This is a genomic window from Ruegeria sp. F12 (genome assembly GCF_056533885.1).
This window is the reverse complement of the sequence record NZ_JBQFOV010000020.1, coordinates 18705-44080: the sequence shown is the minus strand read 5'-3', so window position 1 is coordinate 44080 and position 25376 is coordinate 18705. Positions and strand designations below refer to the sequence as shown.

The following is a 25376-nucleotide window of genomic DNA, read 5'->3' as shown; positions in this document are numbered from 1 at the left end:
AACAAAGGCCGCTGCTCCGTGCAGCGGCTTTTTTTGTCTAAACAGAACTTCACAAAGCGCTCACGCATTCTAAACTTGAATTTGTAAGTGCTGGTATTTTAGCTGGCGAACGCAAGATTAAAACACGTGATGCAACAGGGGATGAGCAACATGAGGTCCAACCGGGAAATCGTTCAGGCGCGTGTATTGGATTTCAGAGGCGGGCTTTGGGCTCTGATGGCCGGTATGGTCATGGTGATGTTGATGGCACTGCCGGGGCGGGCCGAGGAAACGATCATCAAAAGTCACGGTTTCTCGGAATTTGGTGATCTAAAATATCCCGAAGGCTTTGCGCATTTCGCCTACGTCAACCCGAACGCCCCGCGCGGAGGAGAGCTTTCCTATGCCGCGCAGGGCACGTTTGACAGTTTCAATCCCTTCACCCGGCAGGGGCGAGCGGGCGCACGATCCGCAGACCAATACGAATCCCTGTTGATCGAATCTTATGACGAGCCTGCCTCTTATTACGGCTTGCTGGCGGAGAGCCTCGAATACCCGGAAAGTCAGGAATGGGTCATTTTCAATATGCGGCCCGAGGCACGGTTTTCTGATGGAACGCCAGTCACGGCAGAGGACGTCGTGTTTTCTCACAATCTGCTTTTAGATCAGGGTTTGAAATCTTACGCCGAGGCCGTTCGCAAGCGTATCCCCCGCGCCGAGGCATTGGATGAACATCGCGTCAAATTCTACTTTGCCCCTGATATCCCGCGCCGGGCGCTGATCTCTCAGGTTGGTGGCACGCCGGTGTTTTCCAAGGCTTGGTTCGAGGCGGACCCGGAAAACCGCCGATTGGACAAATCTCGCCTTGAACCGGGCATCGGGTCGGCCCCCTATCTTCTGGACAGCTACGACATCAACCGACGCATCGTTTACAAGCGCAATCCCGACTATTGGGGCGATGAGATCAATGTGAATGTGGGTCGGAATAACTATGACACCATCCGCATCGAGTATTTCAGCGACTCGATTGCCGCGATGGAGGGGTTCAAGGCGGGAACATTCACTCTTCGGCAGGAAAACAACTCGAAAAGCTGGGCGACGGCTTATGATTTTCCGGCGATTGCAAATGGCAATGTCCTGCGGGTCGAGCTTGAGGACGGCAACGTCCCGTCGGCCTCTGGTTTTATCATGAACCTTGACCGGCCTCAGTTTCAGGACCCCCGCGTGCGTGAGGCGGTTCAACTGGGCTATAACTTCGAATGGACCAATGAAAGCCTGCAATATGGCCTGTTCCAGCAGCGCGATTCGTTCTGGCAAGGCACGCATCTTGAGGCAACCGGCCTGCCCGAAGGGCGTGAGCTTGAGGTGCTGCAAAGTCTAGGCGATGCGGTGGACCCTGCTGTGCTGACCGAAGAACCGGTCTCGGCCCATGACTCGCGCCCGGCCCGTCAGAATGACCGCCGCAACCTGCGTGCTGCGATGCAACTGTTGGATGAGGCGGGCTGGAAAGTCGGAGACAACGGCATCCGCAGCAATGACAATGGCGAAGTTCTGAAGATCGAGTTTCTGTCGGACCAGCCCACTTTGGATCGGATTATCCAACCATTTGTGGACAACCTGCGCGCCATGGGGATTGATGCGACCTATAACCGGGTCGACAACGCTCAGTTCACACTGCGCCGTCGGGATCGGGATTTCGACATGATCTTTGGCGGCTATCCGACCTCGTTGCAGCCATCCACAGGGCTCTATCAGCAGTTCGGGACCGAGGCAGCCGCGTATTCGGTGTTTAACCCGTCGGGCGCGCATGGCCCCGATATCGAACCGCTGATCGACAATATCGTCGCCGCGACTGACAGCGAAGAACTGCACGCCAATGTGCGGGCGCTGGATCGTGTGCTGCGGGCCAAGCGGATCATGGTTCCCACCTGGTTTCTGGGTAAATACTGGGTCGCCTACTGGGACATGTACGAGCACCCTGCGAATCTGCCGCCCTATGCGCTGGGCGTCGAGGACCTGTGGTGGATCAACGCCGAGAAAGAAGCCGAGTTGAAATCCTCGGGCGCCTTGAGGTAATCCGCCCTCATGGGAGCATATATTCTAAGACGTCTGTTGCTGGTCATCCCCACTTTGCTTGGGATTATGATCGTCAACTTTACGCTGGTTCAGTTCGTTCCGGGCGGCCCGATTGAACAGATTATCGCCCAGATGGAAGGTGGGGGTGATGTGTTCGAAGGCATTGCCGGCGGCGGCAGCGATATCGAGCAGCAAACCGGCGGCGCGAATGACCGCTATATCGGTGCGCGTGGGTTGCCGCCCGAGTTCATTGAAGAGTTGGAAAAAGAATTCGGATTCGACAAACCTCCGGTCGAGCGGTTTCTGGACATGATGGGCAACTATCTGACGCTGGATTTCGGCGAGAGCTATTTCCGGTCGATCAGCGTGATTGATCTGGTGCTGGAGAAAATGCCGGTGTCGATCTCGTTGGGGCTGTGGTCAACGTTGATTGCTTATCTGGTGTCGATCCCGTTGGGAATTCGCAAGGCGATGAAGGATGGCTCGACCTTTGATACCTGGACCAGCGGGGCAATCATCGTGGCCTATGCCATCCCCGGTTTCCTGTTTGCGATCTTGTTGCTGGTGCTGTTTGCCGGTGGCTCCTACTGGCAGATTTTCCCGCTGCGGGGGCTGACCTCGGACAATTGGGATGACCTCAGCGCGGTGGGCAAGGTGCTGGATTATTTCTGGCATATCGCTTTGCCGATCATTGCTCTGACAATCTCTGCCTTTGCGACGCTGACTTTGCTGACCAAGAACTCGTTCCTGGACGAGATCAAAAAGCAATATGTGATGACCGCCCGCGCCAAGGGCCTGAACGAGCGCAGGGTGCTCTATGGTCACGTGTTCCGTAACGCGATGCTGATCGTGATCGCGGGTTTCCCGGCAGTGTTCATTGGCGTGTTCTTTGGTGGGTCAATCATTATCGAGACGATCTTCTCGCTGGACGGTCTGGGCCGTCTGGGATTCGAGGCCGCAGTGGCGCGCGACTATCCGGTGATCTTTGGGACACTGTTCATCTTTGGTCTGATGGGGCTGGTTGTCGGCATCATCAGCGACCTGATGTATGTGCTGGTCGACCCGCGCATCGATTTCGAAAAGCGGGAGGGGTAAATGGCACTGTCCCCACTCAACCAGCGCCGCTGGCGCAATTTCCGCCGAAACGGACGGGCCTTCTGGTCGCTGATCATCTTCTCGGTGCTGTTCGGCCTGTCGTTGTTTGCCGAATTCATTGCCAATGACAAACCCATTCTGGTGAACTACCGGGGTGAGTATTTCACGCCGATCTTCAACTTCTATCCCGAAACGGCCTTTGGCGGCGACTTCCAGACCGAGGCGATCTATCGCGACCCCGAGGTTCAGTGTCTGATCGACAGCGGCGGGATCGAAGATTGCTTTGACGATCCCGAAGGCATCATTGAACAAATTCAGGCCGGAACATACGAGGCCGAAGGGTTCGAGCGTGGCTGGGCTATCTGGCCGCTGATCCCCTATTCCTTCAACACCAGCGTGGATCGCTCCGGCGCGGCTCCGCTGCCGCCCAACGGGCAGAACCTGCTGGGCACGGATGACACCAAGCGCGATGTGCTGGCACGGGTGATTTACGGGTTCCGCCTGTCGATCCTGTTCACACTGATGGTCACCGGCGCGGCCAGCATCATAGGCATTTTTGCAGGGGCCATTCAGGGCTTCTTTGGTGGCTGGCTCGACCTGATTTTCCAACGCGTGATCGAGATCTGGTCGGCCACGCCCTCACTTTACGTGATCATCATCATGTTCGCCATTCTGGGCCGAAGTTTCTGGCTACTGGTGGCGCTGATGATTCTGTTCAGTTGGACCGGCCTTGTTGGCGTCGTTCGTGCTGAATTCCTGCGGGCGCGCAACCTTGAATATGTGCGGGCGGCGCGGGCGCTGGGTGTGGGCAACATGACCATCATGTTCCGCCATATGCTGCCCAACGCGATGGTAGCCACGCTGACCTTCATGCCCTTCATCGTCACAGGTACGATTGCCGGGTTGGCCTCGCTGGACTTTCTGGGGTTTGGCCTGCCGTCCTCGGCTCCGTCGCTGGGTGAGCTGACTTTGCAAGCGAAACAGAACCTGCAAGCGCCGTGGTTGGCTTTCACCGCGTTTTTCACCTTTGCCATCATGCTGTCGCTGCTGGTCTTCATCTTTGAAGGCGTGCGGGATGCGTTTGATCCCAGAAAGACCTTCTCATGAGCCTTTTGGATGTGAAAAACCTCAAGGTCTCGTTCAAGCAGGACGGGCAGGTCTCTGATGCGGTCAAAGGCGTGTCGTTCACCGTGGATCGCGGGGAAACGGTTGCACTGGTGGGCGAATCCGGCTCGGGGAAGTCGGTGACCGCGCTCAGCACCGTGTCGCTGTTGGGCGACAGCGCGATTGTCGAAGGCTCGGTCACCTATGACGGGGATGAGATGATCGGCGCCGCGCCAGCCAAGCTGATGGATGTGCGCGGCAACGATATCAGCTTTATCTTCCAGGAGCCGATGACCTCGCTGAACCCGTTGCACACGATCCAGAAACAGATGGCGGAATCGCTTGCGCTGCATCAGGGCGTCACAGGGGACGCCGCGCGCGAACGGATTGTCGAGCTGCTGACCAAGGTTGGCATCCGCGACCCGCGCGAGCGTTTGGACAGCTACCCGCACCAACTGTCCGGCGGACAACGTCAGCGGGTCATGATCGCCATGGCGCTGGCCAACAAACCCGACATCCTGATCGCGGATGAGCCCACAACAGCGCTAGATGTGACCATTCAGGCGCAAATCCTGGAACTGCTGGCCGAATTGCAGAAATCCGAGAATATGGGGATGCTGTTCATCACCCATGACCTTGGTATCGTGCGCCGCATCGCTGACCGGGTTTGCGTGATGAAGGATGGCGAGATCGTGGAATCCGGCCTGACATCCGAGATCTTCGATAACCCGCAGCATCCCTATACGCGCAAATTGCTGGCCGCCGAACCTTCGGGTCATCCCGATCCTGTGGCGACTGACGCCGAAGAGGTCGCGCGCACTGATCACCTGAAGGTTTGGTTCCCGATTCAGCGCGGCTTGCTGAAACGAACCGTGGGTCACGTGAAGGCCGTGAACGACGCCACGCTCAGCGTGCGGGCGGGTGAGACGCTGGGCATCGTGGGCGAAAGCGGCTCGGGCAAGACGACATTGGCACTGGCGATCATGCGGCTGATCGCGTCCGAGGGTGGGATCACCTTCCGCGATCAGGACGTGCGCCGCTGGTCCACGCGCGAGTTGCGACGGCTGCGCAAAGATATGCAGATCGTGTTTCAGGATCCGTTCGGCAGCCTAAGCCCGCGTATGACCTGCATGCAGATCATTGCCGAGGGGTTGGCGATCCACAACGTCGACCCGCACCGCGCGCCCCGTGATCTGGTGGCCGAAGTGATGACCGAGGTGGGTCTCGACCCTGCCGCGATGGACCGTTATCCGCATGAGTTTTCGGGCGGGCAACGTCAGCGCATTGCCATTGCCCGCGCGATGATCCTGCGGCCCAAGCTGCTGGTTCTGGATGAACCGACCAGCGCGCTGGACATGACAGTGCAGGTGCAGATCGTCGATCTGCTGCGCGATCTACAGCGCAAATACGGGCTGGCCTATCTGTTCATCAGCCACGACCTAAAGGTTGTGCGCGCCATGTCGCATAACGTGATCGTCATGCGCAACGGCGACGTGGTCGAGATGGGCGCGGCTGAAGACCTGTTTGAGAATGCTCAGACAGAGTATACCCGCGAACTGATTGCGGCAGCGGGCTGAAAACAGCCCGCGCCATGTGTCAGGCGTTGGCTGTTTCCCTGACCGCTGCTTTTGGAACCGGGCCGCGTAATTCTTCATAGTGATCAAAGCTCAGCTTGACCCATCCTGTGCCACGCGTGGCGCTGGCAAGGCTCCGGTGCAACTCGTCCTGCGCCACTGCGGGAAGCTGGGCGTTGAAAATCTCCCAACCCGAAGCGTTGGGATTGCCCTCGAACCCAAGAACCTGCCCCTGTAGCGAGCTGATTGTGGGCACCAGGTCGCCGACGAAATCCGATGGCAGGTGTATCTCGGCGTTCAGGATGGGTTGCAGCACTACGGGTTTAGCCTGTGGCAGCGCCTCACGCACTGCGTTCTTGCCCGCTGTACGAAACGCATAGTCAGAACTGTCCACATTATGATGTTTACCGTCGTTGAGCGTGACTTTGACATCGACAACAGGGAAGCCCTCGGGCCCCTGCACCAGCGCGTCTTTCGCACCATGCTCGACCGAGGGGATGTAGTTGCGCGGAACCGCGCCGCCTTTGACCACCTCTTCAAACTGGAACCCCGCGCCACGCGGCATCGGCGCGATTGAGATCACTACATCGGCAAACTGCCCCGCCCCGCCGGATTGCTTACGGTGGCGGTGGCGATGTTCGACGGGCGCACGGATAGTCTCGCGATAGGCGGTCTCGACTGGGTCGGCCTCAATCTCGATACCGAAATCCTCGGCCAGCTTCGCCGTCACGCGGCGCATGTGTTGTGGACCTTGCGAGCCCAGCACCGAATGTCCGCTCAGCTCGTCCTGATCCAGATGCAGGCCGGGGTCGATCTCGACCAGCCGCGCCAATGCGTTGGACAGGCGTACATCGTCCCGCTCATGCGATGGTGAGACGACCTGACGATGCGCGGCCGGATGGGACCAGGCCCATTCCGGCAGGGCGGTTGCGCCCTTGCTGTCATAGATATTACCGGGATTCAGATGGTCGGATTTCACCGCCAATCCGATTTGTCCAGCCTCCAGCGTGGCGATCTGGGTTTTGGCATCCAGCGTCGTCAGGTTGCCGACGGTTTCGCCGCCCAACGCTTCGTGGGCCTTGACGCCGTCACCAAGCCCGCGCAGCACGATGATCTTGCCGATATGCTTTTTCACATCAGCAAACCCGGCAATGGCGCGCGCGTTTTCGGCAGCCTCGTCCCGGTCGGCGGCGATGTTGAACTCGGGCGCTTCGTGCCGCAGGGCCTTCATCAGCCGGGTCAGGCCGTTGCCGTGGCTGGCGGCCCCCAAACAGGCGGGGATCAGTTGGTGGTTTTGCAAAACCTGTGCCGCCAGATCGTAAACCTCGCCACTGGGGGGCTGTTTGTCCTCGATCAGTTGCTCCAGCAAATGATCGTCAAAGTCCGACAGCGTTTCCAACAGTTCGGTCCGCGCCTCTTGTTCACGATCTTCAACGGATTGCGGCAGCTCGATCAGGGCCGAGGGTTGGCCTTCCTGATACTTCCACGCCCGCTCCGAGATCAGATCGACCGCACCGACAATCGTGTCGCCTTCGCGGATGGGTACCTGTCGCAAGGCGATGTGGTGTGTGCAATAGGTCTGCAGTGCCGAGATGATATCGCGGATGCGGCCATTGGGGCTGTCCATGCGGTTGATGAACAGAAAACAAGGAATGCCTGCCTCTTCCACCAGGCGCAGATAGGGCGCACACAGGACGGCTGCATCCGGGTCGGGTGGGACGACCACCAATGCTGCGTCCGAAATGGCCATGGCGGGGCCGACATAGCCCAGATTGTCGCCGCCTCCGTCGACGTCGATGGCGCACCATGGCTCGTCCAAGTAAGAAAAACCGTGCACATGCACGGTTCCGGATACGTCGAATGTGGTGGGCCGCCCGTCGAGGCGGCTGATGGCCTCGACCAGAGTGGTTTTGCCCGATTGGCTGGGGCCGAGGACGGTGAAAACGCGCATGAGTGCTGTCCCTCTTTAAGGTTGCAGAAATACCTGCACGAAAAGGGCTGTCCGGCGCGAATGCGTCGGCAAGAACTGTCTGCAAATTCACCTGCCTCAGGGTGCGATACGCACAGCCCAAGTGTGGAGAAAACCAGAGGCCTGCGTCAAGCCCCTGTGCGGGTATGCATGGGTAGGCCCGCGTGGGGACCCACCGGGAAAGGGGTTAGATTGCCGAACTGTGCCCGGCCTTGCTGAGGTCATAGGCATCAAAGCTGCGGGCAATCATTCGGGTCAGAGGGCGCGCTTCGGGCGGGATGAACAGCCCGTCTTCGGTAATACTGAGCAAATTGTCGAAGGCGGCATTGGCCGACTGATACATCTGGTTCAGCTCACTAACCGAGATGTCGTGGTCGCGCAGAATCTCCGCCGAATTGATCTTGAAATCGCACATCAGCGCTTCGATCAGGCGTGATCTCAGAATGTCCTGCCCCTTGAACAGGTGCCCGCGCGAGGTCGAGAACCGCCCTTCGCGGATCGCCTTGGTATGCGCCGACGTTGCCGGAGCGTTCTGGGCATAGCCCTGTGGAAAACGCGAGATCGAGCTGGCGCCGACACCGATCAGAACCTCGGCCTGATCATCGGTATAGCCCTGGAAGTTCCGCTTCAGCTTCCCGGTCTTCAGGGCGCGGGTCAGACCGTCTTCCTGAGTGGCAAAGTGATCGATGCCGATTTCGGCGTAATTGTCCCAAATGAACAGGCGGCGGGCGGTGTCGAACAGGTCCAGACGCTGTTCAGGTGTAGGCAGCGCGTCGGACGGGATCATCTGCTGCCGCTTGGCCATCCACGGCACATGGGCGTAGCCATACAGCGCAACCCGGTCGGGGTTGAGCGACAGCAGCTTCTGTACGCTTTCCGTCATCCGCGTTTTGGTCTGATGCGGCAGACCATAGAGGATATCGGCGTTCAGACTATGGATGCCCCGTTCGCGGATCATTTCGGCCGCCTTGCGTGTTGTGTCATAGCTTTGGATGCGACCGATGGTCTTTTGGATTTCATCATCGAAGTCCTGAACCCCAATCGACGCACGGTTCATGCCCGCCTCTGCCAGGGCATCCAGTCGGGCCTCGTCAATCTCGTTCGGGTCGATCTCGACCGAGAACTCGGCATTAGGGCCAAGTGGGACCACGTCGAGAATGTGGGCGGCCAGATCGCGCATCAGGTCGGGGTTCAGCAAGGTGGGCGTGCCGCCACCCCAATGCAGGCGAGACAGGGTCACGCCCTCGGGCAGGCGCGCGGCCAGCAGGTCTAGCTCGGCCTTGAGGACATCCACGTAGGCGATGACCGGATTGTCGGTCTGGGTGCCTTGCGTCCGGCAGGCGCAGAACCAGCACAGCCTGCGGCAGAATGGAACATGGATATACAGCGAGATCGAACTTCCGGGTTTGATGTCGGAAATCCAGTCGCCATAAAGGCTTGACCCTACGTCATTGCTGAAGTGCGGGGCGGTGGGATAGCTTGTATAACGCGGGACTTTCGCGTCAAATAGTCCAAGCCGTGCCAGTTGTGGTTTAACTATCATGACGGTACCGTTAGAGGACGCCACGAACAGATGCTTTGATAGAGATCAAGTGGAAGCGCGCATGACACCCACATTCAAGATCGACCATACGAACTGTGCAGACTGCCCGATCCGCCACCGGGCCGTGTGTGCGCATTGTGACGCGGATGAGCTGGAAGAGCTTGAAGGCATTAAATATTATCGCAGTTTCGAAGCCGGGCAGACGATCATATGGTCGGGTGATCAGATGAACTTTGTAGGCTCGGTCGTGTCTGGAATTGCGTCTCTGACGCAAACAATGGAAGACGGTCGTACCCAGATGGTCGGTCTTTTGTTGCCTAGCGACTTCGTCGGCCGTCCGGGGCGCGATTCGGCCCCGTATGACGTTCAGGCGACCACAGATCTGGTTATGTGCTGCTTTCGAAAGAAGCCCTTCGAAGAGTTGATGAACACGACTCCGCATATCGCGCACAGGTTGTTGCAGATGACTCTGGACGAGTTGGACGCCGCCCGTGAATGGATGCTGGTTCTCGGTCGTAAGACCGCCCGCGAAAAGATTGCGAGCCTATTGTCCATCATCGCCCGCAGGGATGCCTCGGTCGGTCAAAGAGGTAGCGATGGCCCCATCGTATTCGATCTGCCCCTCACGCGTGAGGCGATGTCGGACTATCTCGGCCTGACTCTGGAAACGGTCAGCCGCCAGATTTCGGCGCTTAAGAAGGATGAGGTTATCCTGCTGGAAGGCAAGCGCCACGTGACGATTCCCGATATGGGACGCCTGATGGAAGAGGCCGGGGACGATTCGGATGGCGGCTTCCTAGTGTAACCGGCGCTAATGCGCCAGAAACACCGGTACTGAAGATTGTTCCAACATGTTCCGCGTCGCACCGCCCAGAATGGCTTCGCGGAACCGCGAATGGCCATAGGCGCCCATTACGATCATGTTGGCTTCGGTGTCCGAAGCGTGACGGTTCAGGATATCCGAAACCCGCGTCATGGTTTTGCTGAGAACGTCAATCTCGCATCGCACTCCGTGACGGGCCAGCATCTGTGATAGCATCCCGCCGGGGTCAGAACGATCCGGCCCATGGCGGGGCGGGTCGATCACCACGATCCTCACCAGATCGGCCTGCTTCAGAAATGGCAGGGCTCGACGGATAGCGCGCATGGCCTCGACGCTTTCGTTCCAGCCGATCAGAATCGTTCCAGGGCGGCTGAAAGGCTGCGCTTTGTCGGGGACGATCAGAACCGGGGCGTGACCTTCGAACATCGCAGCCTCGACAATTGGTTCTGCTTCGGCGCCGCGGTCCTCGCCATAGGGCTGTGGCAGAATCACCAGATCGGAAAACCGGGCGCGATGCGCCACGTGGCGCCCAAGATCGGCGATCTGGGCCACACCGTTTTCGGCAGACCAGCGCGTGCCGGATTTGGATAGGAAGGCCTTTGCATAATCCAGCACTTCCTCGGCCTCGGCATTGGCCCGGCTCAGCGTTTCTTGCAGGATCAGCGCATTGGCTCCTGCATAGTAGTAACCCGTCTGGCTGCGATCCACGCCAAGGCACAATGCCTCGACATGTGCGTCCTGCGCTTCGGCCAGCGCTACCATCTGCCCCAGTGCCGCATCTGAGGGTTTGGTTTCTGTCATCACGGTGAGAAGTGATTTGTAAGCCATCTTGACCTCTTGCCTACGGGGCGGGGCAAACTGAGACGTTCCAGCCCATTCGTTTCTGAAGCATAGTCACAATATCTGCCGACTCGTCTTGACACAGATCAAAGCAGTTAGAACCGCTGTGGTAGAAAACAGCAGCCAGTCAAAAGGGTCTCGCGACACAAAAGAATCGCGCGGGGCATGGCAAAGGGACGCAATATGTCAAATTATATCAAGCTGATCGTGCTTGGTGTGATTGCGGTATTCGCCGCGATCGCAACCAATTACGCACGCGATTTGGCGTATCAGGTGCACGCAATTCTGGTGATGTTGATCGCCGGTGGTTTGTTCATCTGGACGCTTAGAAACACGGATGAGCCAGAAACGTTCGTTGATCGCTCGGGTGAATACATGGATGGCGTGATCCGCTATGGCGTGATCGCAACCGCCTTTTGGGGGGTAATCGGGTTCCTGGCGGGGACCTTTATTGCGTTCCAGCTGGCCTTTCCTGCGCTCAACTTCGAATGGGCACAGGGCTATCTGAACTTTGGCCGTTTGCGTCCGCTGCACACCTCGGCGGTGATTTTTGCTTTTGGCGGCAACGCGCTGCTGGCGACCTCGTTCTATGTGGTGCAGCGTACTAGCGCCGCGCGCTTGTGGGGCGGAAACTTGGCGTGGTTCGTGTTCTGGGGCTATCAGCTGTTCATCGTTCTGGCCGCGACCGGCTATGTTCTGGGTGGCACACAGTCCAAGGAATACGCCGAGCCCGAATGGTATGTTGACCTGTGGCTGACCATCGTTTGGGTCGCCTATCTGGCCGTTTACCTGGGCACGATCATCAAGCGGAAAGAGCCTCATATCTACGTCGCCAACTGGTTCTACCTGGCCTTCATCGTCACCGTTGCGATGCTGCATGTGGTCAATAACCTGACCATCCCTGTCAGCATCTGGGGCTCGAAATCGGTCATCGTCTGGTCGGGCGTACAAGATGCCATGATCCAGTGGTGGTACGGCCACAACGCCGTGGGCTTTTTCCTGACTGCAGGTTTCCTGGGCATGATGTATTACTTCATCCCGAAACAGGCCGAGCGTCCGGTCTTTTCATACAAGCTGTCGATCATCCACTTCTGGGCGCTGATCTTCCTGTATATCTGGGCTGGTCCGCACCACCTGCACTATACCGCGTTGCCTGACTGGGCCTCGACGCTGGGCATGGTGTTCTCGGTCGTGCTGTGGATGCCTTCGTGGGGTGGTATGATCAACGGTCTGATGACCCTTTCGGGCGCATGGGACAAGCTGCGTACGGACCCTGTGATCCGCATGATGGTCATCTCGGTCGGTTTCTACGGCATGTCCACCTTTGAAGGCCCGATGATGTCGATCCGTGCCGTGAATTCGCTGTCTCACTACACCGACTGGACCATCGGCCACGTGCACTCTGGCGCGTTGGGCTGGAACGGTATGATCACCTTTGGTGCGCTCTACTATCTGGTGCCTGTCCTGTGGAAGCGTGAGCGTCTGTACTCGCTGCAGATGGTCAGCTGGCATTTCTGGCTCGCCACGATCGGCATCGTGCTCTACGCCGCGTCGATGTGGGTCACCGGTATTATGGAAGGCCTGATGTGGCGCGAAGTGGATGCCAACGGCTTCCTGGTGAACTCGTTCGCTGACACCGTGGCAGCCAAGTTCCCGATGTATGTGGTGCGTGCGCTGGGTGGCGTGATGTTCGTCGCTGGTGCCGTAATCATGTGCTACAACCTGTGGATGACTGTGCGGAAGGCACCGGCCAAAGAGGCCAGCCTGACCGTCGCGGTCCCGGCTGAATAAGGAGGGCCGGAGCAATGGCAATTCTCGACAAACATAAGATCCTCGAGACCAACGCGACCCTCCTGCTGGTGTTCAGCTTTCTGGTCGTGACCATTGGTGGCATCGTTCAAATCGCCCCGCTGTTCTACCTTGAGAACACCATCGAAAAGGTGGAGGGCATGCGCCCTTACACCCCTCTCGAGATGGCGGGCCGTGAGGTTTATCTGCGCGAAGGCTGCTATGTCTGCCACAGCCAGATGATCCGCCCCATGCGGGATGAGGTCGAACGGTACGGTCACTACTCGCTGGCGGCTGAGTCGATGTACGACCACCCGTTCCAGTGGGGCTCCAAGCGGACCGGTCCTGATCTGGCCCGCGTGGGCGGTCGCTATTCGGACCAGTGGCATGTGGACCACCTGCGTGATCCGCAGTCGGTTGTGCCGGAATCGGTTATGCCGAAATACGGCTTCCTCGAGCATCGCAAGCTGGACGGCAAGTATATCGGTGACATCATGAAGGCGAACGCCGTTGTCGGCACGCCTTACACCGAAGAGATGCTGGCCAATGCCGAGGCCGACTTCCGTGCGCAGGCCGATCCGGACAGCGACTATGATGGGCTGCTGGAACGCTATGGCGACAAGGTCAGCGTGCGCAACTTCGACGGTCAACCGGAACTGACCGAAGCGGACGCGCTGGTGGCCTATCTTCAGATGCTGGGCACGCTGGTTAATTTCTCGACCTTCACCCCGGACGCAAGTCGTTAAGGAGGGCGTTATGGAAGAATACACACTCCTCAGACAGTTCGCGGATAGCTGGATGCTTTTGCTGCTGTTCTCGGTCTTTGTCGGCATCATCATCTGGGTTTTCCGCCCCGGTGCCAGCAAGGAATACAAGGACACCGCCAACATCCCCTTCCGGCATCAAGATAAACCCGCCGAATCCAAGGAGGCGCGGCCATGAGCAAGACACCTGATAAACAGCCAGGCGATCCGAATACCACGGGTCACAGCTGGGACGGTATCGAAGAATTCGACAATCCGATGCCCCGCTGGTGGCTGTGGACCTTCTACGCCTGTATCTTCTGGGGCGTGATCTACACGATCATGTATCCAGCATGGCCGCTGGTTCAGTCGGCAACCGCAGGCGTCACTGGCTGGTCCTCGCGCGGGGAAGTGCAGCAGGATATCGTGTCCTTCGAAGAAGCCAACGCGCCCTGGAACGCACGTCTGGTGGAAACCCCGCTGGAAGAGATTTCGGCCGATGCCGAGTTGCAGCAATACGCTGTGAACTCAGGCGGTGCCGTGTTCCGCACCTGGTGTGCGCAATGCCACGGCTCGGGAGCACAGGGTGCTCCGGGTTTCCCGAACCTGCTGGATGACGCATGGCTGTGGGGCGGTTCACTTGAGGATATCGAGTTCACAATCGCCCATGGCATCCGGAACGAAGAAAGCGACGATGCGCGCTATTCCGAGATGCCGGCCTTTGGTGAACTGCTTGAGAAAGAAGAGATTGCTCAGGTGGTTCAATACGTGATGTCGCTGACGAATGCCCAAAGCGATGATGCGGCGGCGCAGGCTGGCAAGGTTGTGTTCGAAGACAATTGCGCGGCTTGCCATGGCGAAGACGGCACTGGCGATGTCTTTCAAGGTGCGCCGAACCTGACCGACGCGATCTGGCTCTATGGCGGCAGCCAAGAGGCGCTGACCGAGACGGTGACTTACAGCCGGTTTGGCGTGATGCCCGCTTGGGAAAACCGCCTGACCGATGCGCAGATCCGCGCTGTCACGGCTTACGTCCACCAGTTGGGCGGCGGCCAGTAAGGCCAAAAGAATACCTTCGGACGGTTCGCCGCCCGAAGGTTGCAGCACCGGCTGTTCCATCTGTTCGCGCGTTTCCAGAACAGCCGGTGCTATTTCCCTACCGTAGAGTTCCGCCCATGACGGGTCCAGAACTTGGGTAAAGCGATCACAGATCGTTCAGATCGACATCGCGGAGCGGTTCTTTCCACCAATGACTGTCCGGCAACCACTCCTTCCTGGACTGGTTTGGCTTGGGCGCATCCCGGATGACCGGGGCATCGACGCGGGTTGCGGTCAGAAAAGTTCGTGCAAAAACGGTGAACATTGTCAGCCTCCTATACGCTGCGAGCATGGGTTAAAGATTGACCTTTGGGCTTTGAAATGCGACTCAAATGAAACTCTAACGTGTAAGTTTGGATTACATATGGATTGGCTATCTCTGCCCCCTTTGGCGGCCCTAAGGGCCTTTTCTGCCTTCGCCGAGCGGCGCAATGTGGTTGCAGCTGGTGCGGCGCTTAATGTCAGTCACGCTGCCATCAGTCAGCAATTGCGCGCGCTTGAGAAACATCTGGGCGTGGCCCTGCTGGACCGGACCGGTAAATCCATGACCCTGACACCGGAAGGCGAGGAGCTGGCCCGCGCCCTGCATCTGGGCTTTGGCGCGATAGGCACGGCCATTGCTGATCTGACCAAGGCCCGGCAGGGGCGGCCCGTGCATGTGTCTTTGACCTCATCCTTCGCGGCATCCTGGCTAATGCCGCGCCTGCCTACGTTTCAGGCCAAATACCCGGATATCCATCTTGCGCTAGACCCTTCGCCCAAGCTGGTCAGCCTTACACCCGGTGGGGTGGATGTGGCCATACGCTATGGCGCGGGCGACTGGCCGGGTGTCAGCGCCGAGATGCTGCAACCCAGCCCCATGGTCATCGTCGCCGCACCTTCCCTGCTGGATGGCAAGACCGACTGGACCGCGAAGGAGCTGAGCCAGTTACCTTGGCTTGAGGAATTCGGAACGACCGAGGCAACCACATGGCTGGCCCGGCAAGGTGTTGATCACGGACCGGGCGCCGGGCGCATCGCGCTGCCGGGCAACCTGCTGCTGGATGGGGTGCGCGCGGGGCAGGGCGTGACCGTGACCGCGCGGCATTTTGTCGAAGGCGACATATCATCCGGTCGTATCGTCGAACTGTTTCAGGAACCCGGCGACTTTGGTTATCATATCGTTCTGGGCGATGCGCCCCTGCGTCCTGCCGTAAAGACCTTTGTCGCGTGGCTTAGGCGTCAGGCGCGCGACCTGTGACAAAAGGTGTCTGTACGATGCGCTTTTGACCCATGTCAAAGTGCCGGGTGGTGTGATCTGGGACAAGGCGCAGAATAGAAGTGAGTCTGGAGCCAGCCCGTGAGCGATTCCGATCCCGCCCCTAGCCTTTACGCCGCACGAGAGCCGATTTTCCCCCGGCGCGTGTCCGGTCCGTTTCGCAATCTGAAATGGATCATCATGGCAGTGACGCTGGGTATTTACTACATCACTCCGTGGATCAGATGGGACCGTGGCCCCAGCCTGCCGGATCAGGCGGTGTTGCTGGATCTGGCCAACCGTCGCTTTTACTTCTTCTGGATCGAGATCTGGCCGCACGAGTTTTATTTCGTTGCCGGCCTGTTGATCATGGCTGGGCTGGGCCTGTTCCTGTTCACCTCGGCCTTGGGGCGTGTGTGGTGTGGCTATGCCTGTCCGCAGACAGTGTGGACTGATCTCTATATTCTCGTCGAACGCTGGATCGAAGGCGACCGCAACGCCCGCCTACGTCTGCACCGACAAGAAAAGCTGGATATGCGAAAGGCACGGTTGCGCCTGACGAAATGGACCGCCTGGTTCCTGATCGGTTTGGCAACCGGCGGTGCCTGGGTGTTCTATTTCGCCGACGCGCCCACATTGCTGCGTGATCTGGTGACGGGCAATGCGCATCCTGTGGCCTACACAACCATGCTGATCCTGACCGGCACCACCTTCCTGTTTGGTGGTTTCGCGCGGGAACAGATTTGCATCTATGCTTGCCCGTGGCCCCGCATTCAGGCGGCGATGATGGACGAGGATACTCTGGTCGTCGGCTACCGCGAATGGCGGGGCGAGCCGCGCGGCAAGGGCAAACGCACGGCGGATTCTGAGTTGGGCGATTGCATCGATTGCATGGCCTGCGTGAACGTCTGCCCCGTGGGCATCGACATCCGCGACGGGCAGCAGTTGGAGTGCATTACCTGTGCGCTCTGTATCGACGCTTGTGACGACATGATGGCCAAGATCGGCAAGCCTCGTGGTCTGATCGACTACATGGCGCTGAGTGACGAGACCCGCGAACGGGCGGGTGAGACCCCCAAGAATGTCTGGAGACACATTATGCGGCCCCGCACGATCATGTATACGGCCATGTGGGCGGCGGTTGGTTTTGCGCTGCTCTTTGCGCTGTTCATCCGCTCGGATATCGACCTGACCGTCGCACCTGTGCGCAATCCGACCTTCGTGACCCTCTCAGATGGCACAATCCGCAACACCTATGACGTGCGTCTGCGCAACAAACATGGTGAGGAACGCCCGTTCAAGCTGACCCTGGCAGGCGACCCGGCCTTGCAAATCCAGATCGAGGGCATCGACGGAGACACTGTCAATGTCACCGCAGATACGGCACAATTGACCCGTGTCTACGTGGTGACCGCAGGTGATACCGGCCCTGCTGCTGCGGATGTGACGCCTGTGCGCATCTGGGTCGAGGATCTGGAAAGCGGCGAACGCGCCTATAAGGACACCACGTTTAACGGACGGGGGAACTGAGCATGGCTGAACGTCAATTCACCGGAAAACACGCGCTGGCCGTGTTTGTCGCGGCCTTTGGTGTGATCATCGCCGTCAATCTGGTGCTGGCATACAGCGCGGTGAAAACCTTTCCGGGGCTAGAGGTCAAAAACTCTTACGTCGCGAGCCAAGAGTTCAACGAGCGTTTGCAGGAACAACAAGCCCTTGGATGGTTCATCCGGGCCGAGGTTTCGGGCGGATTGCTGGTTCTGCACATCACCGATCAAACCGGCGCTCCGGTCGAAGTGGCCGAGTTGCAGGCCGTGGTTGGCCGCGCCACCCATGTTAAAGAAGATTTCGCCCCTGATTTCACCTTTGACGGTACTGCCTATGCAACCCCTGCGGCGCTGGGCAAGGGCAACTGGAACATCCGTCTGGTCGCCAAGGACCACAGCGGAGCGGAATTCGCGCAGCGCGTGCCGCTTTATGTGAAAGGGTAGGGGATCGTGGCGCAGCTCAGTTCCGGCACAGCGGCCTGTCCGGGCTGTATCGCGGCCCCGGCAGAACCGGCACGGCCCATTCCGCAGGACACACAGATCGCTCTGTCGTTGCCGGGCATCCATTGCTCGGCCTGTATCGCGACGGTGGAACGCGCGCTGAACGCCACTCCCGGCGTCGAGGATGCGCGCGTCAACCTGACCCTGAAACGCGCCATGATCAAAGCCGCGCCCGATCTGCGTGCTGCCGATCTGATCCCAGTGCTGGAAAACGCGGGTTTTGAGGCACATGAGCTGGACCCCGGTGCCCTGTCCGCCACACAGGCCGACAAGGCGGGGCGCGACCTGTTGATGCGGCTGGCGGTGGCCGGGTTTGCCTCGATGAACGTGATGCTGCTGTCCGTCTCGGTCTGGTCCGGGGCGTCCGACGCCACACGGGATATGTTCCACTGGATATCGGCGGCGATTGCGCTGCCGGCGATCGCTTTCTCTGCACAGCCCTTCTTTGCGAATGCGTGGTCGGCCTTGCGTGTGCGACGTCTGAACATGGATGTGCCGATCGTGCTGGCGATCCTGTTGGCGCTGGTCACATCGCTTTGGGAAACCACGCTCAGCGGCGAACATGCCTATTTCGACGCCGCCCTAACGCTGACCTTCTTCCTGCTGGCAGGGCGCTATCTGGACTATCGCACCCGTGCTGCCGCCCGATCCGCGGCCGAGGAACTGACCGCGCTGGAAGTCCCCCGCGCCATTCGGGTCGCGGTTGGCGTCGAGGAAGAAGTCGCCGTTGCCACGCTGAACGTAGGCGACCTGATCCTTGTGCGCCCCGGCGGGCGGATGCCTGTGGATGGAGAGATTGTCTCGGGTCAGTCCGAACTCGACCGGTCCCTACTGACCGGAGAAACCCTGCCGGTGTTCGCCGAGGCGGGCTCGACTGTCAGCGCTGGAGAAGTCAACCTGACCGGCCCTCTGACCATCCGCGCGACGGCGGTGGGTGAGGACACCTCGCTGCACCGCATGGCCGATCTTGTGGCCATCGCGGAATCGGGGCGCTCGCGATACACCTCGCTGGCCGACAAGGCGGCCAAGCTCTATGCGCCCGGTGTGCATATCCTGTCGGCGCTCAGCTTTGTGGGTTGGTATATCTATTCCGGTGACGTGCGCACGGCGCTGAACATCGCCGCCGCCGTTCTGATCATTACCTGCCCCTGCGCGCTGGGCTTGGCTGTGCCAGCGGTGACCACGGCGGCCTCGGGGCGGTTGTTCCGTAAGGGGATGCTGATCAAACATTCCACCGCGCTGGAGCGTCTGGCCGAGGTCGATACGGTTGTTTTCGACAAGACCGGCACGCTTACCTCCGGTACCCCTGAACTGGCCAATCTGGGCGACCATTCCCGCGCGGATCTTGAGGTCGCGCTGGCCCTGGCCGAGGCATCCGCGCACCCGCTGTCGGTTGCTTTGACCAGAGCCGCGCGTGAGGCCGGGATCAAACCCGCCACGCTGAAACACGTCACCGAGGTTCCGGGCTACGGAACCGAGGGCACCTATCGCGGCCAACGCGTCCGTCTGGGCCGCGCGGCATGGACTGGCGCGGTAGAGGGCGACCAAACCGCCGCGTGGCTTTCCATCGCAGGTCAGGCACCGTCGGCGTTCCTGTTCTCGGACGCTCTGCGCCCCGGCGCGGCGGAGGCAGTGCAGGCACTGCGCGAAGCGGGCAAAGGGGTCATCCTGATCTCGGGTGATACGCAAGGCGCGGTTCAGGCGCTGGCGGGTAAGCTGGGCATTCAGAACTGGATTGCGCAAGCCCTGCCACAGGACAAGGCCACGCATGTCGAGGTGCTGCGCGATCAGGGCCATCATGTGCTGATGGTGGGCGACGGGCTGAATGACACGGCCGCGCTGGCGGCGGCGCATGTGTCGATCTCACCAGCGTCCGCACTGGATGCGGCGCGGGTGGCGTCAGATATCGTGCTGCTGGGCAACGACCTGTCACCTATCGCCGATGCCTGCGATACCGCTGCCAAAGCCACAAAACGGATTCGCGAGAACTTCCGCATCGCCACCGTCTATAATATCATCGCGGTGCCTTTGGCCGTGGTTGGTCTGGCTACGCCGCTGATCGCGGCGCTGGCGATGTCGACCTCATCAATCACTGTGTCTTTGAACGCGTTGCGGGTAAGGTAAAGCGATGGAAGTCTTGGCCTATCTGATACCGATTTCCCTTTTTCTGGGCGGGGTTGGGCTGGTGGCGTTTGTCTATACTGTCCGCTCGAATCAGTATGACGATCCCGAGGGGGACGCCCGTCGTATCCTCAGCGATGAATGGGACGACAAGCCCAAGCCCTGACAGCCCTTGAAATTGCCGCAATGCCCGGTTATGTCCGGCCCATCCGCTAGCAGAGAGAACACCGCCAAATGGCTACCATGAATCCGATCCAGTTCATTCAGCAAGTCCGCGCCGAAGTTGCAAAGGTCGTGTGGCCCACGCGCCGCGAGGTTCTGCTGACCACGGTCATGGTGTTCATCATGGCGGCTCTTACCGCTGTGTTTTTTGCATTGGTCGATCTGGGCATTCGCGGGGGTCTGCAACTGATCCTTGGTGCGTTCGGCTAAACCCGTTTGGGGTTGGGTGGAAACGCCGCTTCCCCCTTGCACAGCACGCGATGTCCTTGTAGGTCACGCGGGACTCTTCGGAATGGGCGTGCGGCGATTCGGACCGCGCGCCGCTTTTTATTCCGGATGACGTAACTGAATTCAAACGACGGGCGCAGTCGCGGCCCAAAGGCAAACAAGGACGACAGGTTCATGGCGAAACGGTGGTACTCGGTCAGCGTTCTTTCGAATTTCGAAAAGAAGATCGCAGAACAGATCCGCACGTCGGTGGCCGAACACGGCCTTGAGGACGATATCGACGAAGTTCTGGTGCCCACCGAAGAGGTGATCGAAGTGCGCCGGGGCAAGAAGGTCACAACCGAACGCCGTTTCATGCCCGGCTATGTGCTGGTGCACATGGAAATGTCGGATCAGGGCTATCACCTAGTGAACTCGATCAACCGCGTCACCGGTTTCCTGGGCCCGCAAGGTCGCCCGATGCCGATGCGAGATGCTGAGGTGAACCAGATTCTCAACCGCGTTCAGGAAGGCGAAGAAGCGCCCAAGCTGATGATCTCCTTCGAGGTCGGCGAGAAGGTCAAGGTCAACGACGGCCCGTTCGAGGATTTCGACGGCATGGTCGAAGGCGTGGACGACGAGAATCAGAAGCTGAAGGTTTCGGTCTCGATCTTTGGCCGCGAAACACCGGTCGAGCTGGACTTTACACAGGTGACCAAGCAGGGCTGATTTAAGCCTTTACAGCAATTTCTAACGCCGCGCTGCCATGAGCAACGCGGCGTTTTTCTTTTCAGTGCCACAAAAGTTGGTTTTTAACGCTCCGCTTATTGCGCCTGCACCATGGCCGCACGCAAAAGCTGCGGGCGGTCGGTTTGCGACGGCAGGAACACCGCTTGCGATCCGGCGTCAAGCGCCGACAGGCTTGCGTCATACCATTGCATTGCAAGGTCCTGACGTTCCTGCACGCCAAAGCCTTCGCGCAGGTGGTGGCCGACCAGTTCTCCGTAGGCAGGCTCACCCAAGGCGACCAGCATCAGTGCCGAGCCAACTGCTGTATCCATGTTGTCCTGACGGTAGCCGAGCGACAGACAGACCTTGCTTGTGGCGGACAGATCGGCTGGGCTCAGCCCGGTATCCAGAGCGAATTTGCGCATCTGGCTTTCCGCATCGGCTTTCGAGCTGAGCGAAAGCGCAACCACCTGCGGCGACAGGGTGTCACCAAAGGCGGCACATTGCGTGCTGATCTGATCGGGGGTCAGGCCCTGAATGCCCTGGATCAGTTCTTCACCACGCGCCATGGCATAGCTGCGAGCCAGGCAGAACTGCTCGCTCAGGGCGAAATCGGGGTCCGACATATTGGCCAGTGTTGTGTACCCGCCATTGGTCGAGGTTTGCAGCATCACCGCACTGCACCGGTTGGCAAGTGAGGGCCGTGCTGTGCCACCGGCAAAGAGGCTGGGCAAGCTGCCCGTCGATGCGGTTTCGGTTGGGGCTTCTGTGGGTGTGGTCTCGGGCTGGGCAGTCACAACCGGAGTGATCGGGGCCGGAGCCTGTGCCTGGGGCTGCGGGGCAGCCGCCAGCGCGGCGCCGCTGTGAACCTGCTGACGATAGGCAAACAAAAGTGGCTGACCCGACAGTTGCGTCGCCGCTTGCCCGCCGCTGGTCGCCCAATAGTAGGCCTGGTTCAGAAAGTCGCTTTGATAGGGGGGAAAGTCATAGCCATTGACCGGGTAGCCCATCGACGCCTGATATCGCTCGATCGCTGCGCGGGTACCGCCCCCGACTTGGCCATCGACTCGTCCGGCATTGTAGCCGAAATAGTTCAGGGCAGTCTGTGTTTGAGCCCCCTGTGAGGTGGACGGAATACCCGATCTGTAAGTCCGCGTTGTTGTCGATCGGCTGGATTGCTTCTTTCCTTGCTCTTTACCGATTGCGTAGCCAATGACGCCACCCACGACGGCACCGCCAAGAATTTCGCCCGCATCCGCTCGGGCCACCTGTGGAGCTGTAATGGCAAGCGAGAGCGCGATGCCCAGTGTTGTGATGAATCGAATAATCATAATAAACCTCCGCCAAATACGTATAGTTGCAGTCACTATAGCACAACTGCCCCTCGTGCAGTGTCACAATAGCCAAGACGTGATCGGTGCGCGGGGATTTGCTTTGCTGGCGGAGGTTTTTCCCGAGGCGCGATGCAGAAACAGGGTTATAACCTAGTGAACTCTATCAACCGCGTTCAGGAAGGCGAAGAAGCGCCGAAACTGATGATCAGCTGTGAAGTTGGCGAGAAGGCCAAGGTCAACGACGGCCCATTCGAGGATTTTGATGGCATGGTCGAAGGCGTGGATGACCAGATCCAGAAGCTGAAAGTTTCGGTCTCGATCTTTGGTCGGGAAACACCGGTGGAGCTGGACTTTACGCAGGTTACGAAGCAGGGCTAAACGCTCTGTGCCTGGAAATGGAACGCCCGCTCTGCCCAAAACACTGCGGCGCTTTTTTGGCAAGAAACGGTTGCAACACTCCGAGGTTAGGGCCGACCGGGAATGAGTTCCTGTTGCTGAAGCACCGTCAATACATCCAGAATTGTTGACGGGCTGACATCAACAGACCCGTCAAGCAATATACCAAGTCCACCGTCTCCGATCTCGCGCGGGCCACCGCTTTCGTAGACCGGATCAAGTGAAGCGAGTTCTGCCGGCAATTCCGGGCACAATGGGGTTTCGTTGAGCACAAGATCTACAGCTGCCAGCATCAGTTCTTTTACGGACTCGAGGGTGTCGTCTTCCAAGATTTGTTCGCGCTGCGCTTCCGGCGCCGTGAGTGTGAGATCGATTAGTTTGATGTAGGCGCAATTGTCGCGCAGTTCGACAGTCGCTTCGGTGGACATGTTCGCCAGAATGGAATTCTTTTCTTGGCCGCGTTGAAAATCGCGCTCACTGGTGCGGCTGCACTCAAAGAGTGTAACAGTAACCTCGCCGTCTAAATCAATTGCATCGTCCTTGGCCCCAAAGCTTATGTCATCTAGCCTGACTTGCAGACCGCAATTATCGACTATCGCGTTGTCAGCCAGTCTTTCGGGCACAATTTTCTGTGCGCCCCGTAAGTCGAGTAATGCTCCGACGCCTATCCGTGTAGTGTCAACGGCAGTTAGGGTCAGATTTAGCTTGTAGGGCAAATCCGTATCGCGAACTGGCAATGTCGCGTCGATGATAAAATCCACCTGTTGGGCGTATGGGGCTCGGGCACCTACAACGGCTGCCATCAAGACTGGGATAATTAACCAAAGTCTCATTCAGCAAACTCCAAAACACCAAGGTTCTTTAGACCCGCAAGAACTTTGACTATTGTCTCGGCGCTTACGTCGGCTGATCCAACAACAGCAGCGCCCATTCCCCCGGGTGCAACTTCACGTGTTCCACCAGACTCGTAAATTGGATCAAGAACCGTGAATTCTTCTGGCAGTGGTGGGCAAACCGGGTTGGCTGCCAGAAACTCTCCACCCTTTTCAAGGACCGCTTCGTTGATGCGGTCGGTCAGCCCGAAAAGATTGGTAACAGTTCCGATGAACCCACGCGGGCTGAGGTCCGCGCTTTCGATACTGAATGTAAGGCATTGGCCCTTAACTTCCGCCTTGGCGACAGCAATTGCATCTACCGTGGCCCCAAAATATTGAAAGCCCGGTTCTTCATTCCGTTTGCACCGCGTGAATTGAGCACGAGCCGAACCCTCGACCTTTACGGTTTCGCCGATGGCGGTGACGTCTCGGATGTCGAGATAGATCTGGCGCTTACAGGTTTCTTCCAACGGACCGGTCAGTATTTGCGGTGCCTTTTCCTGCAATCCGCGCAAATCCATGAACGCCCGCAATCGCAGCCGAGTTGGGCTGGATTCCTCCAGGCCGGCGTAGACTGTGAAGGGGACGGGAATATCGCGCAGCGGAACTTCTTTGGTCAGCTTGACCTGAAACTGACCCGAATAGGTGCTGGGATCAATTCCTGTCGCATCGAAAGCAGCATCGGTGTTGGACACGCTGGTTTGGGCAGTTTCGTTGGACGCACCACCCTGATCCTGAGCTTTGCTGCCGCATCCGGGCAACATAGCTAAGAGCACGCATATCAGTAGCCCCTTGTTTAGCCGAGATGACGCCATCCCTGATCACTTCTTTTGTAGCCAATTTGCTCCAAGATACCCGCCTTGTTTTCTGACGCAACTTATGTATTCAGATGAATTATTCTGTTTGACTGTTCCCAAAAGCCACTGAGGTCCGGTCAATACAAAAAGTCAAACTGGCAATAGCGCGACATCCACTTGCCAACCCCACAATTCCACTATAAATGCCGCCTCTATCGTCTTCGGGCGAGATTCTCTCGTGGGAGGTTGCTGGGATCGCGATCCCGGATCGGACCACGCAACATAGTCTGGGTGAAACGCGTTTCACCCGAGTTGAAAGGAAAACCAAATGGCCAAGAAGCTTGCTGGTACAATGAAGCTGCAGGTTCCTGCAGGTCAGGCGAACCCCTCGCCGCCAGTTGGTCCGGCGCTAGGTCAGCGCGGCATCAACATCATGGAGTTCTGCAAGGCGTTCAACGCCAAGACCGCAGACATGGAGCAAGGCGCCCCTTGCCCGACCGTGATCACCTACTATCAGGACAAGTCCTTCACTATGGACATCAAGACGCCGCCCGCGTCTTATTACCTGAAAAAAGCCGCTGGTCTGAAGCCGGTTGGCAAGCGTAACCGCCCCCGTGGCGCGGAAAACCCCGGTCGCGAGACCGTGGCAACTGTGACCTCGAAGCAGGTTCGCGAAATCGCCGAAGCCAAAATGAAAGATCTGAATGCCAACGATATCGAAGGCGCAATGCAGATCATCCTGGGCTCGGCCCGCTCCATGGGCATCGAGGTGAAGTAA

At 58.7% G+C, this 25376-nt stretch carries 24 protein-coding genes and 1 pseudogene; 18 read left to right on the top strand and 7 right to left on the bottom strand.

Annotated elements, in window-relative coordinates; all coding sequences use genetic code 11:
- Positions 1-150: 150 nt before the first annotated feature.
- From ACR0CA_RS19570 to ACR0CA_RS19555, 4 genes are read left to right on the top strand one after another with little or no spacing between them, the layout of a single operon-like run.
- Positions 151-2055, top strand: coding sequence for an extracellular solute-binding protein (locus ACR0CA_RS19570; RefSeq protein WP_480505933.1), 1905 nt, complete (start codon positions 151-153; stop codon positions 2053-2055).
- A gap of 9 nt (positions 2056-2064) precedes the next feature.
- Complete coding sequence (locus ACR0CA_RS19565; RefSeq protein ID WP_170774684.1) at positions 2065-3150, top strand: microcin C ABC transporter permease YejB; 1086 nt, start codon at positions 2065-2067, stop codon at positions 3148-3150.
- Positions 3151-4257, top strand: a complete 1107-nt coding sequence (locus ACR0CA_RS19560) for an ABC transporter permease (protein WP_480900827.1) — start codon at positions 3151-3153, stop codon at positions 4255-4257.
- Positions 4254-5831 carry an ABC transporter ATP-binding protein gene (locus tag ACR0CA_RS19555; protein ID WP_480900825.1) on the top strand — a complete coding sequence of 526 codons (1578 nt, stop codon included), beginning with the start codon at positions 4254-4256 and terminating at the stop codon, positions 5829-5831. The genes ACR0CA_RS19560 and ACR0CA_RS19555 overlap by 4 nt, the downstream gene beginning before the upstream one ends.
- Positions 5832-5850: 19 nt before the next feature.
- Here the strand turns inward: ACR0CA_RS19555 and ACR0CA_RS19550 are convergent, their stop codons facing one another.
- Together ACR0CA_RS19550 and hemN are read right to left on the bottom strand one after the other, a co-directional pair.
- Positions 5851-7779: an elongation factor G gene (locus ACR0CA_RS19550; RefSeq protein ID WP_480900822.1), complete on the bottom strand. Its 1929-nt coding sequence runs from the start codon at positions 7777-7779 to the stop codon at positions 5851-5853.
- A 205-nt stretch (positions 7780-7984) separates the two neighbouring features.
- Positions 7985-9340, bottom strand: a complete 1356-nt coding sequence (hemN, locus tag ACR0CA_RS19545) for an oxygen-independent coproporphyrinogen III oxidase (RefSeq protein ID WP_480900820.1) — start codon at positions 9338-9340, stop codon at positions 7985-7987.
- 61 nt (positions 9341-9401) lie between these two features.
- On the opposite strand from hemN, the gene fnrL reads away from it, so the two are divergent.
- Positions 9402-10145, top strand: coding sequence for a transcriptional regulator FnrL (gene fnrL, locus ACR0CA_RS19540; protein ID WP_170774674.1), 744 nt, complete (start codon positions 9402-9404; stop codon positions 10143-10145).
- Between the two features lie 6 nt (positions 10146-10151).
- On the opposite strand, the gene ACR0CA_RS19535 is transcribed toward fnrL, so the two are convergent.
- The gene (locus ACR0CA_RS19535; RefSeq protein WP_480552801.1) at positions 10152-10991 is read right to left on the bottom strand and encodes a universal stress protein; all 840 of its coding nucleotides are present in this window, start codon (positions 10989-10991) and stop codon (positions 10152-10154) included.
- Positions 10992-11186: 195 nt separating this feature from the next.
- Here ACR0CA_RS19535 and ccoN point away from each other — a divergent pair, with 195 nt between their 5' ends.
- Genes ccoN through ccoP form a run of 4 tightly spaced genes read left to right on the top strand, consistent with a single transcriptional unit; the run spans position 11187 to position 14593 of the window.
- The gene (gene ccoN, locus ACR0CA_RS19530) at positions 11187-12794 is read left to right on the top strand and encodes a cytochrome-c oxidase, cbb3-type subunit I (protein ID WP_170774670.1); all 1608 of its coding nucleotides are present in this window, start codon (positions 11187-11189) and stop codon (positions 12792-12794) included.
- 14 nt (positions 12795-12808) lie between these two features.
- A complete protein-coding gene (gene ccoO, locus ACR0CA_RS19525) occupies positions 12809-13537 on the top strand; it encodes a cytochrome-c oxidase, cbb3-type subunit II (RefSeq protein WP_480900818.1) in 729 nt (242 codons plus the stop codon).
- Between the two features lie 10 nt (positions 13538-13547).
- Positions 13548-13733 carry a cbb3-type cytochrome c oxidase subunit 3 gene (locus ACR0CA_RS19520; RefSeq protein ID WP_170774667.1) on the top strand — a complete coding sequence of 62 codons (186 nt, stop codon included), beginning with the start codon at positions 13548-13550 and terminating at the stop codon, positions 13731-13733.
- Positions 13730-14593 carry a cytochrome-c oxidase, cbb3-type subunit III gene (gene ccoP, locus ACR0CA_RS19515; RefSeq protein ID WP_170774665.1) on the top strand — a complete coding sequence of 288 codons (864 nt, stop codon included), beginning with the start codon at positions 13730-13732 and terminating at the stop codon, positions 14591-14593. The genes ACR0CA_RS19520 and ccoP overlap by 4 nt, the downstream gene beginning before the upstream one ends.
- Before the next feature lie 145 nt (positions 14594-14738).
- Here the strand turns inward: ccoP and ACR0CA_RS19510 are convergent, their stop codons facing one another.
- Positions 14739-14897, bottom strand: coding sequence for a hypothetical protein (locus ACR0CA_RS19510; protein ID WP_170791117.1), 159 nt, complete (start codon positions 14895-14897; stop codon positions 14739-14741).
- Between the two features lie 99 nt (positions 14898-14996).
- Here ACR0CA_RS19510 and ACR0CA_RS19505 point away from each other — a divergent pair, with 99 nt between their 5' ends.
- The 7 genes from ACR0CA_RS19505 (at position 14997) to nusG (ending at position 21196) form a co-directional block, all read left to right on the top strand.
- Positions 14997-15872: a LysR family transcriptional regulator gene (locus ACR0CA_RS19505; RefSeq protein WP_170774662.1), complete on the top strand. Its 876-nt coding sequence runs from the start codon at positions 14997-14999 to the stop codon at positions 15870-15872.
- A gap of 99 nt (positions 15873-15971) precedes the next feature.
- Entirely contained in the window at positions 15972-17399 is a 1428-nt protein-coding gene (ccoG, locus tag ACR0CA_RS19500) for a cytochrome c oxidase accessory protein CcoG (RefSeq protein ID WP_480900816.1), read from the top strand.
- Between the two features lie 2 nt (positions 17400-17401).
- Positions 17402-17860, top strand: coding sequence for a FixH family protein (locus ACR0CA_RS19495; RefSeq protein WP_170774659.1), 459 nt, complete (start codon positions 17402-17404; stop codon positions 17858-17860).
- A 3-nt stretch (positions 17861-17863) separates the two neighbouring features.
- Positions 17864-20041 (top strand): heavy metal translocating P-type ATPase, encoded by a 2178-nt coding sequence (locus tag ACR0CA_RS19490; RefSeq protein WP_480900842.1) that lies wholly within the window; start codon positions 17864-17866, stop codon positions 20039-20041.
- Between the two features lie 4 nt (positions 20042-20045).
- On the top strand, positions 20046-20204 hold the full coding sequence (gene ccoS / locus ACR0CA_RS19485; RefSeq protein WP_170355309.1) for a cbb3-type cytochrome oxidase assembly protein CcoS: 159 nt from the start codon (positions 20046-20048) through the stop codon (positions 20202-20204).
- 68 nt (positions 20205-20272) lie between these two features.
- A complete protein-coding gene (secE, locus tag ACR0CA_RS19480) occupies positions 20273-20470 on the top strand; it encodes a preprotein translocase subunit SecE (RefSeq protein ID WP_058272489.1) in 198 nt (65 codons plus the stop codon).
- Positions 20471-20662: 192 nt separating this feature from the next.
- Complete coding sequence (gene nusG / locus ACR0CA_RS19475; RefSeq protein WP_170774657.1) at positions 20663-21196, top strand: transcription termination/antitermination protein NusG; 534 nt, start codon at positions 20663-20665, stop codon at positions 21194-21196.
- A gap of 95 nt (positions 21197-21291) precedes the next feature.
- Here the strand turns inward: nusG and ACR0CA_RS19470 are convergent, their stop codons facing one another.
- Positions 21292-22527: a peptidoglycan-binding domain-containing protein gene (locus ACR0CA_RS19470; protein ID WP_480900813.1), complete on the bottom strand. Its 1236-nt coding sequence runs from the start codon at positions 22525-22527 to the stop codon at positions 21292-21294.
- Between the two features lie 132 nt (positions 22528-22659).
- Here ACR0CA_RS19470 and ACR0CA_RS19465 point away from each other — a divergent pair.
- Positions 22660-22908: pseudogene (locus ACR0CA_RS19465) on the top strand (transcription termination/antitermination protein NusG); the annotation flags it as partial.
- Positions 22909-22994: 86 nt separating this feature from the next.
- On the opposite strand, the gene ACR0CA_RS19460 reads toward ACR0CA_RS19465, so the two are convergent.
- On the bottom strand, positions 22995-23729 hold the full coding sequence (locus tag ACR0CA_RS19460) for a hypothetical protein (protein WP_480900811.1): 735 nt from the start codon (positions 23727-23729) through the stop codon (positions 22995-22997).
- A 26-nt stretch (positions 23730-23755) separates the two neighbouring features.
- Positions 23756-24565 carry a hypothetical protein gene (locus ACR0CA_RS19455; RefSeq protein WP_480505920.1) on the bottom strand — a complete coding sequence of 270 codons (810 nt, stop codon included), beginning with the start codon at positions 24563-24565 and terminating at the stop codon, positions 23756-23758.
- Positions 24566-24926: 361 nt separating this feature from the next.
- Here ACR0CA_RS19455 and rplK point away from each other — a divergent pair, with 361 nt between their 5' ends.
- Positions 24927-25376 (top strand): 50S ribosomal protein L11, encoded by a 450-nt coding sequence (gene rplK, locus ACR0CA_RS19450; RefSeq protein WP_170774649.1) that lies wholly within the window; start codon positions 24927-24929, stop codon positions 25374-25376.

Coding starts and splice junctions, on each gene's coding strand:
- ACR0CA_RS19570 (WP_480505933.1), top strand. CDS start 151: ATGAGGTCCAACCGGGAAATCGTTCAGGCGCGTGTATTGGATTTCAGA.
- ACR0CA_RS19565 (WP_170774684.1), top strand. CDS start 2,065: ATGGGAGCATATATTCTAAGACGTCTGTTGCTGGTCATCCCCACTTTG.
- ACR0CA_RS19560 (WP_480900827.1), top strand. CDS start 3,151: ATGGCACTGTCCCCACTCAACCAGCGCCGCTGGCGCAATTTCCGCCGA.
- ACR0CA_RS19555 (WP_480900825.1), top strand. CDS start 4,254: ATGAGCCTTTTGGATGTGAAAAACCTCAAGGTCTCGTTCAAGCAGGAC.
- ACR0CA_RS19550 (WP_480900822.1), bottom strand. CDS start 7,779: ATGCGCGTTTTCACCGTCCTCGGCCCCAGCCAATCGGGCAAAACCACT.
- hemN (WP_480900820.1), bottom strand. CDS start 9,340: ATGATAGTTAAACCACAACTGGCACGGCTTGGACTATTTGACGCGAAA.
- fnrL (WP_170774674.1), top strand. CDS start 9,402: ATGACACCCACATTCAAGATCGACCATACGAACTGTGCAGACTGCCCG.
- ACR0CA_RS19535 (WP_480552801.1), bottom strand. CDS start 10,991: ATGGCTTACAAATCACTTCTCACCGTGATGACAGAAACCAAACCCTCA.
- ccoN (WP_170774670.1), top strand. CDS start 11,187: ATGTCAAATTATATCAAGCTGATCGTGCTTGGTGTGATTGCGGTATTC.
- ccoO (WP_480900818.1), top strand. CDS start 12,809: ATGGCAATTCTCGACAAACATAAGATCCTCGAGACCAACGCGACCCTC.
- ACR0CA_RS19520 (WP_170774667.1), top strand. CDS start 13,548: ATGGAAGAATACACACTCCTCAGACAGTTCGCGGATAGCTGGATGCTT.
- ccoP (WP_170774665.1), top strand. CDS start 13,730: ATGAGCAAGACACCTGATAAACAGCCAGGCGATCCGAATACCACGGGT.
- ACR0CA_RS19510 (WP_170791117.1), bottom strand. CDS start 14,897: ATGTTCACCGTTTTTGCACGAACTTTTCTGACCGCAACCCGCGTCGAT.
- ACR0CA_RS19505 (WP_170774662.1), top strand. CDS start 14,997: ATGGATTGGCTATCTCTGCCCCCTTTGGCGGCCCTAAGGGCCTTTTCT.
- ACR0CA_RS19495 (WP_170774659.1), top strand. CDS start 17,402: ATGGCTGAACGTCAATTCACCGGAAAACACGCGCTGGCCGTGTTTGTC.
- ccoS (WP_170355309.1), top strand. CDS start 20,046: ATGGAAGTCTTGGCCTATCTGATACCGATTTCCCTTTTTCTGGGCGGG.
- secE (WP_058272489.1), top strand. CDS start 20,273: ATGGCTACCATGAATCCGATCCAGTTCATTCAGCAAGTCCGCGCCGAA.
- nusG (WP_170774657.1), top strand. CDS start 20,663: ATGGCGAAACGGTGGTACTCGGTCAGCGTTCTTTCGAATTTCGAAAAG.
- ACR0CA_RS19470 (WP_480900813.1), bottom strand. CDS start 22,527: ATGATTATTCGATTCATCACAACACTGGGCATCGCGCTCTCGCTTGCC.
- ACR0CA_RS19460 (WP_480900811.1), bottom strand. CDS start 23,729: ATGGCAGCCGTTGTAGGTGCCCGAGCCCCATACGCCCAACAGGTGGAT.
- ACR0CA_RS19455 (WP_480505920.1), bottom strand. CDS start 24,565: ATGTTGCCCGGATGCGGCAGCAAAGCTCAGGATCAGGGTGGTGCGTCC.
- rplK (WP_170774649.1), top strand. CDS start 24,927: ATGGCCAAGAAGCTTGCTGGTACAATGAAGCTGCAGGTTCCTGCAGGT.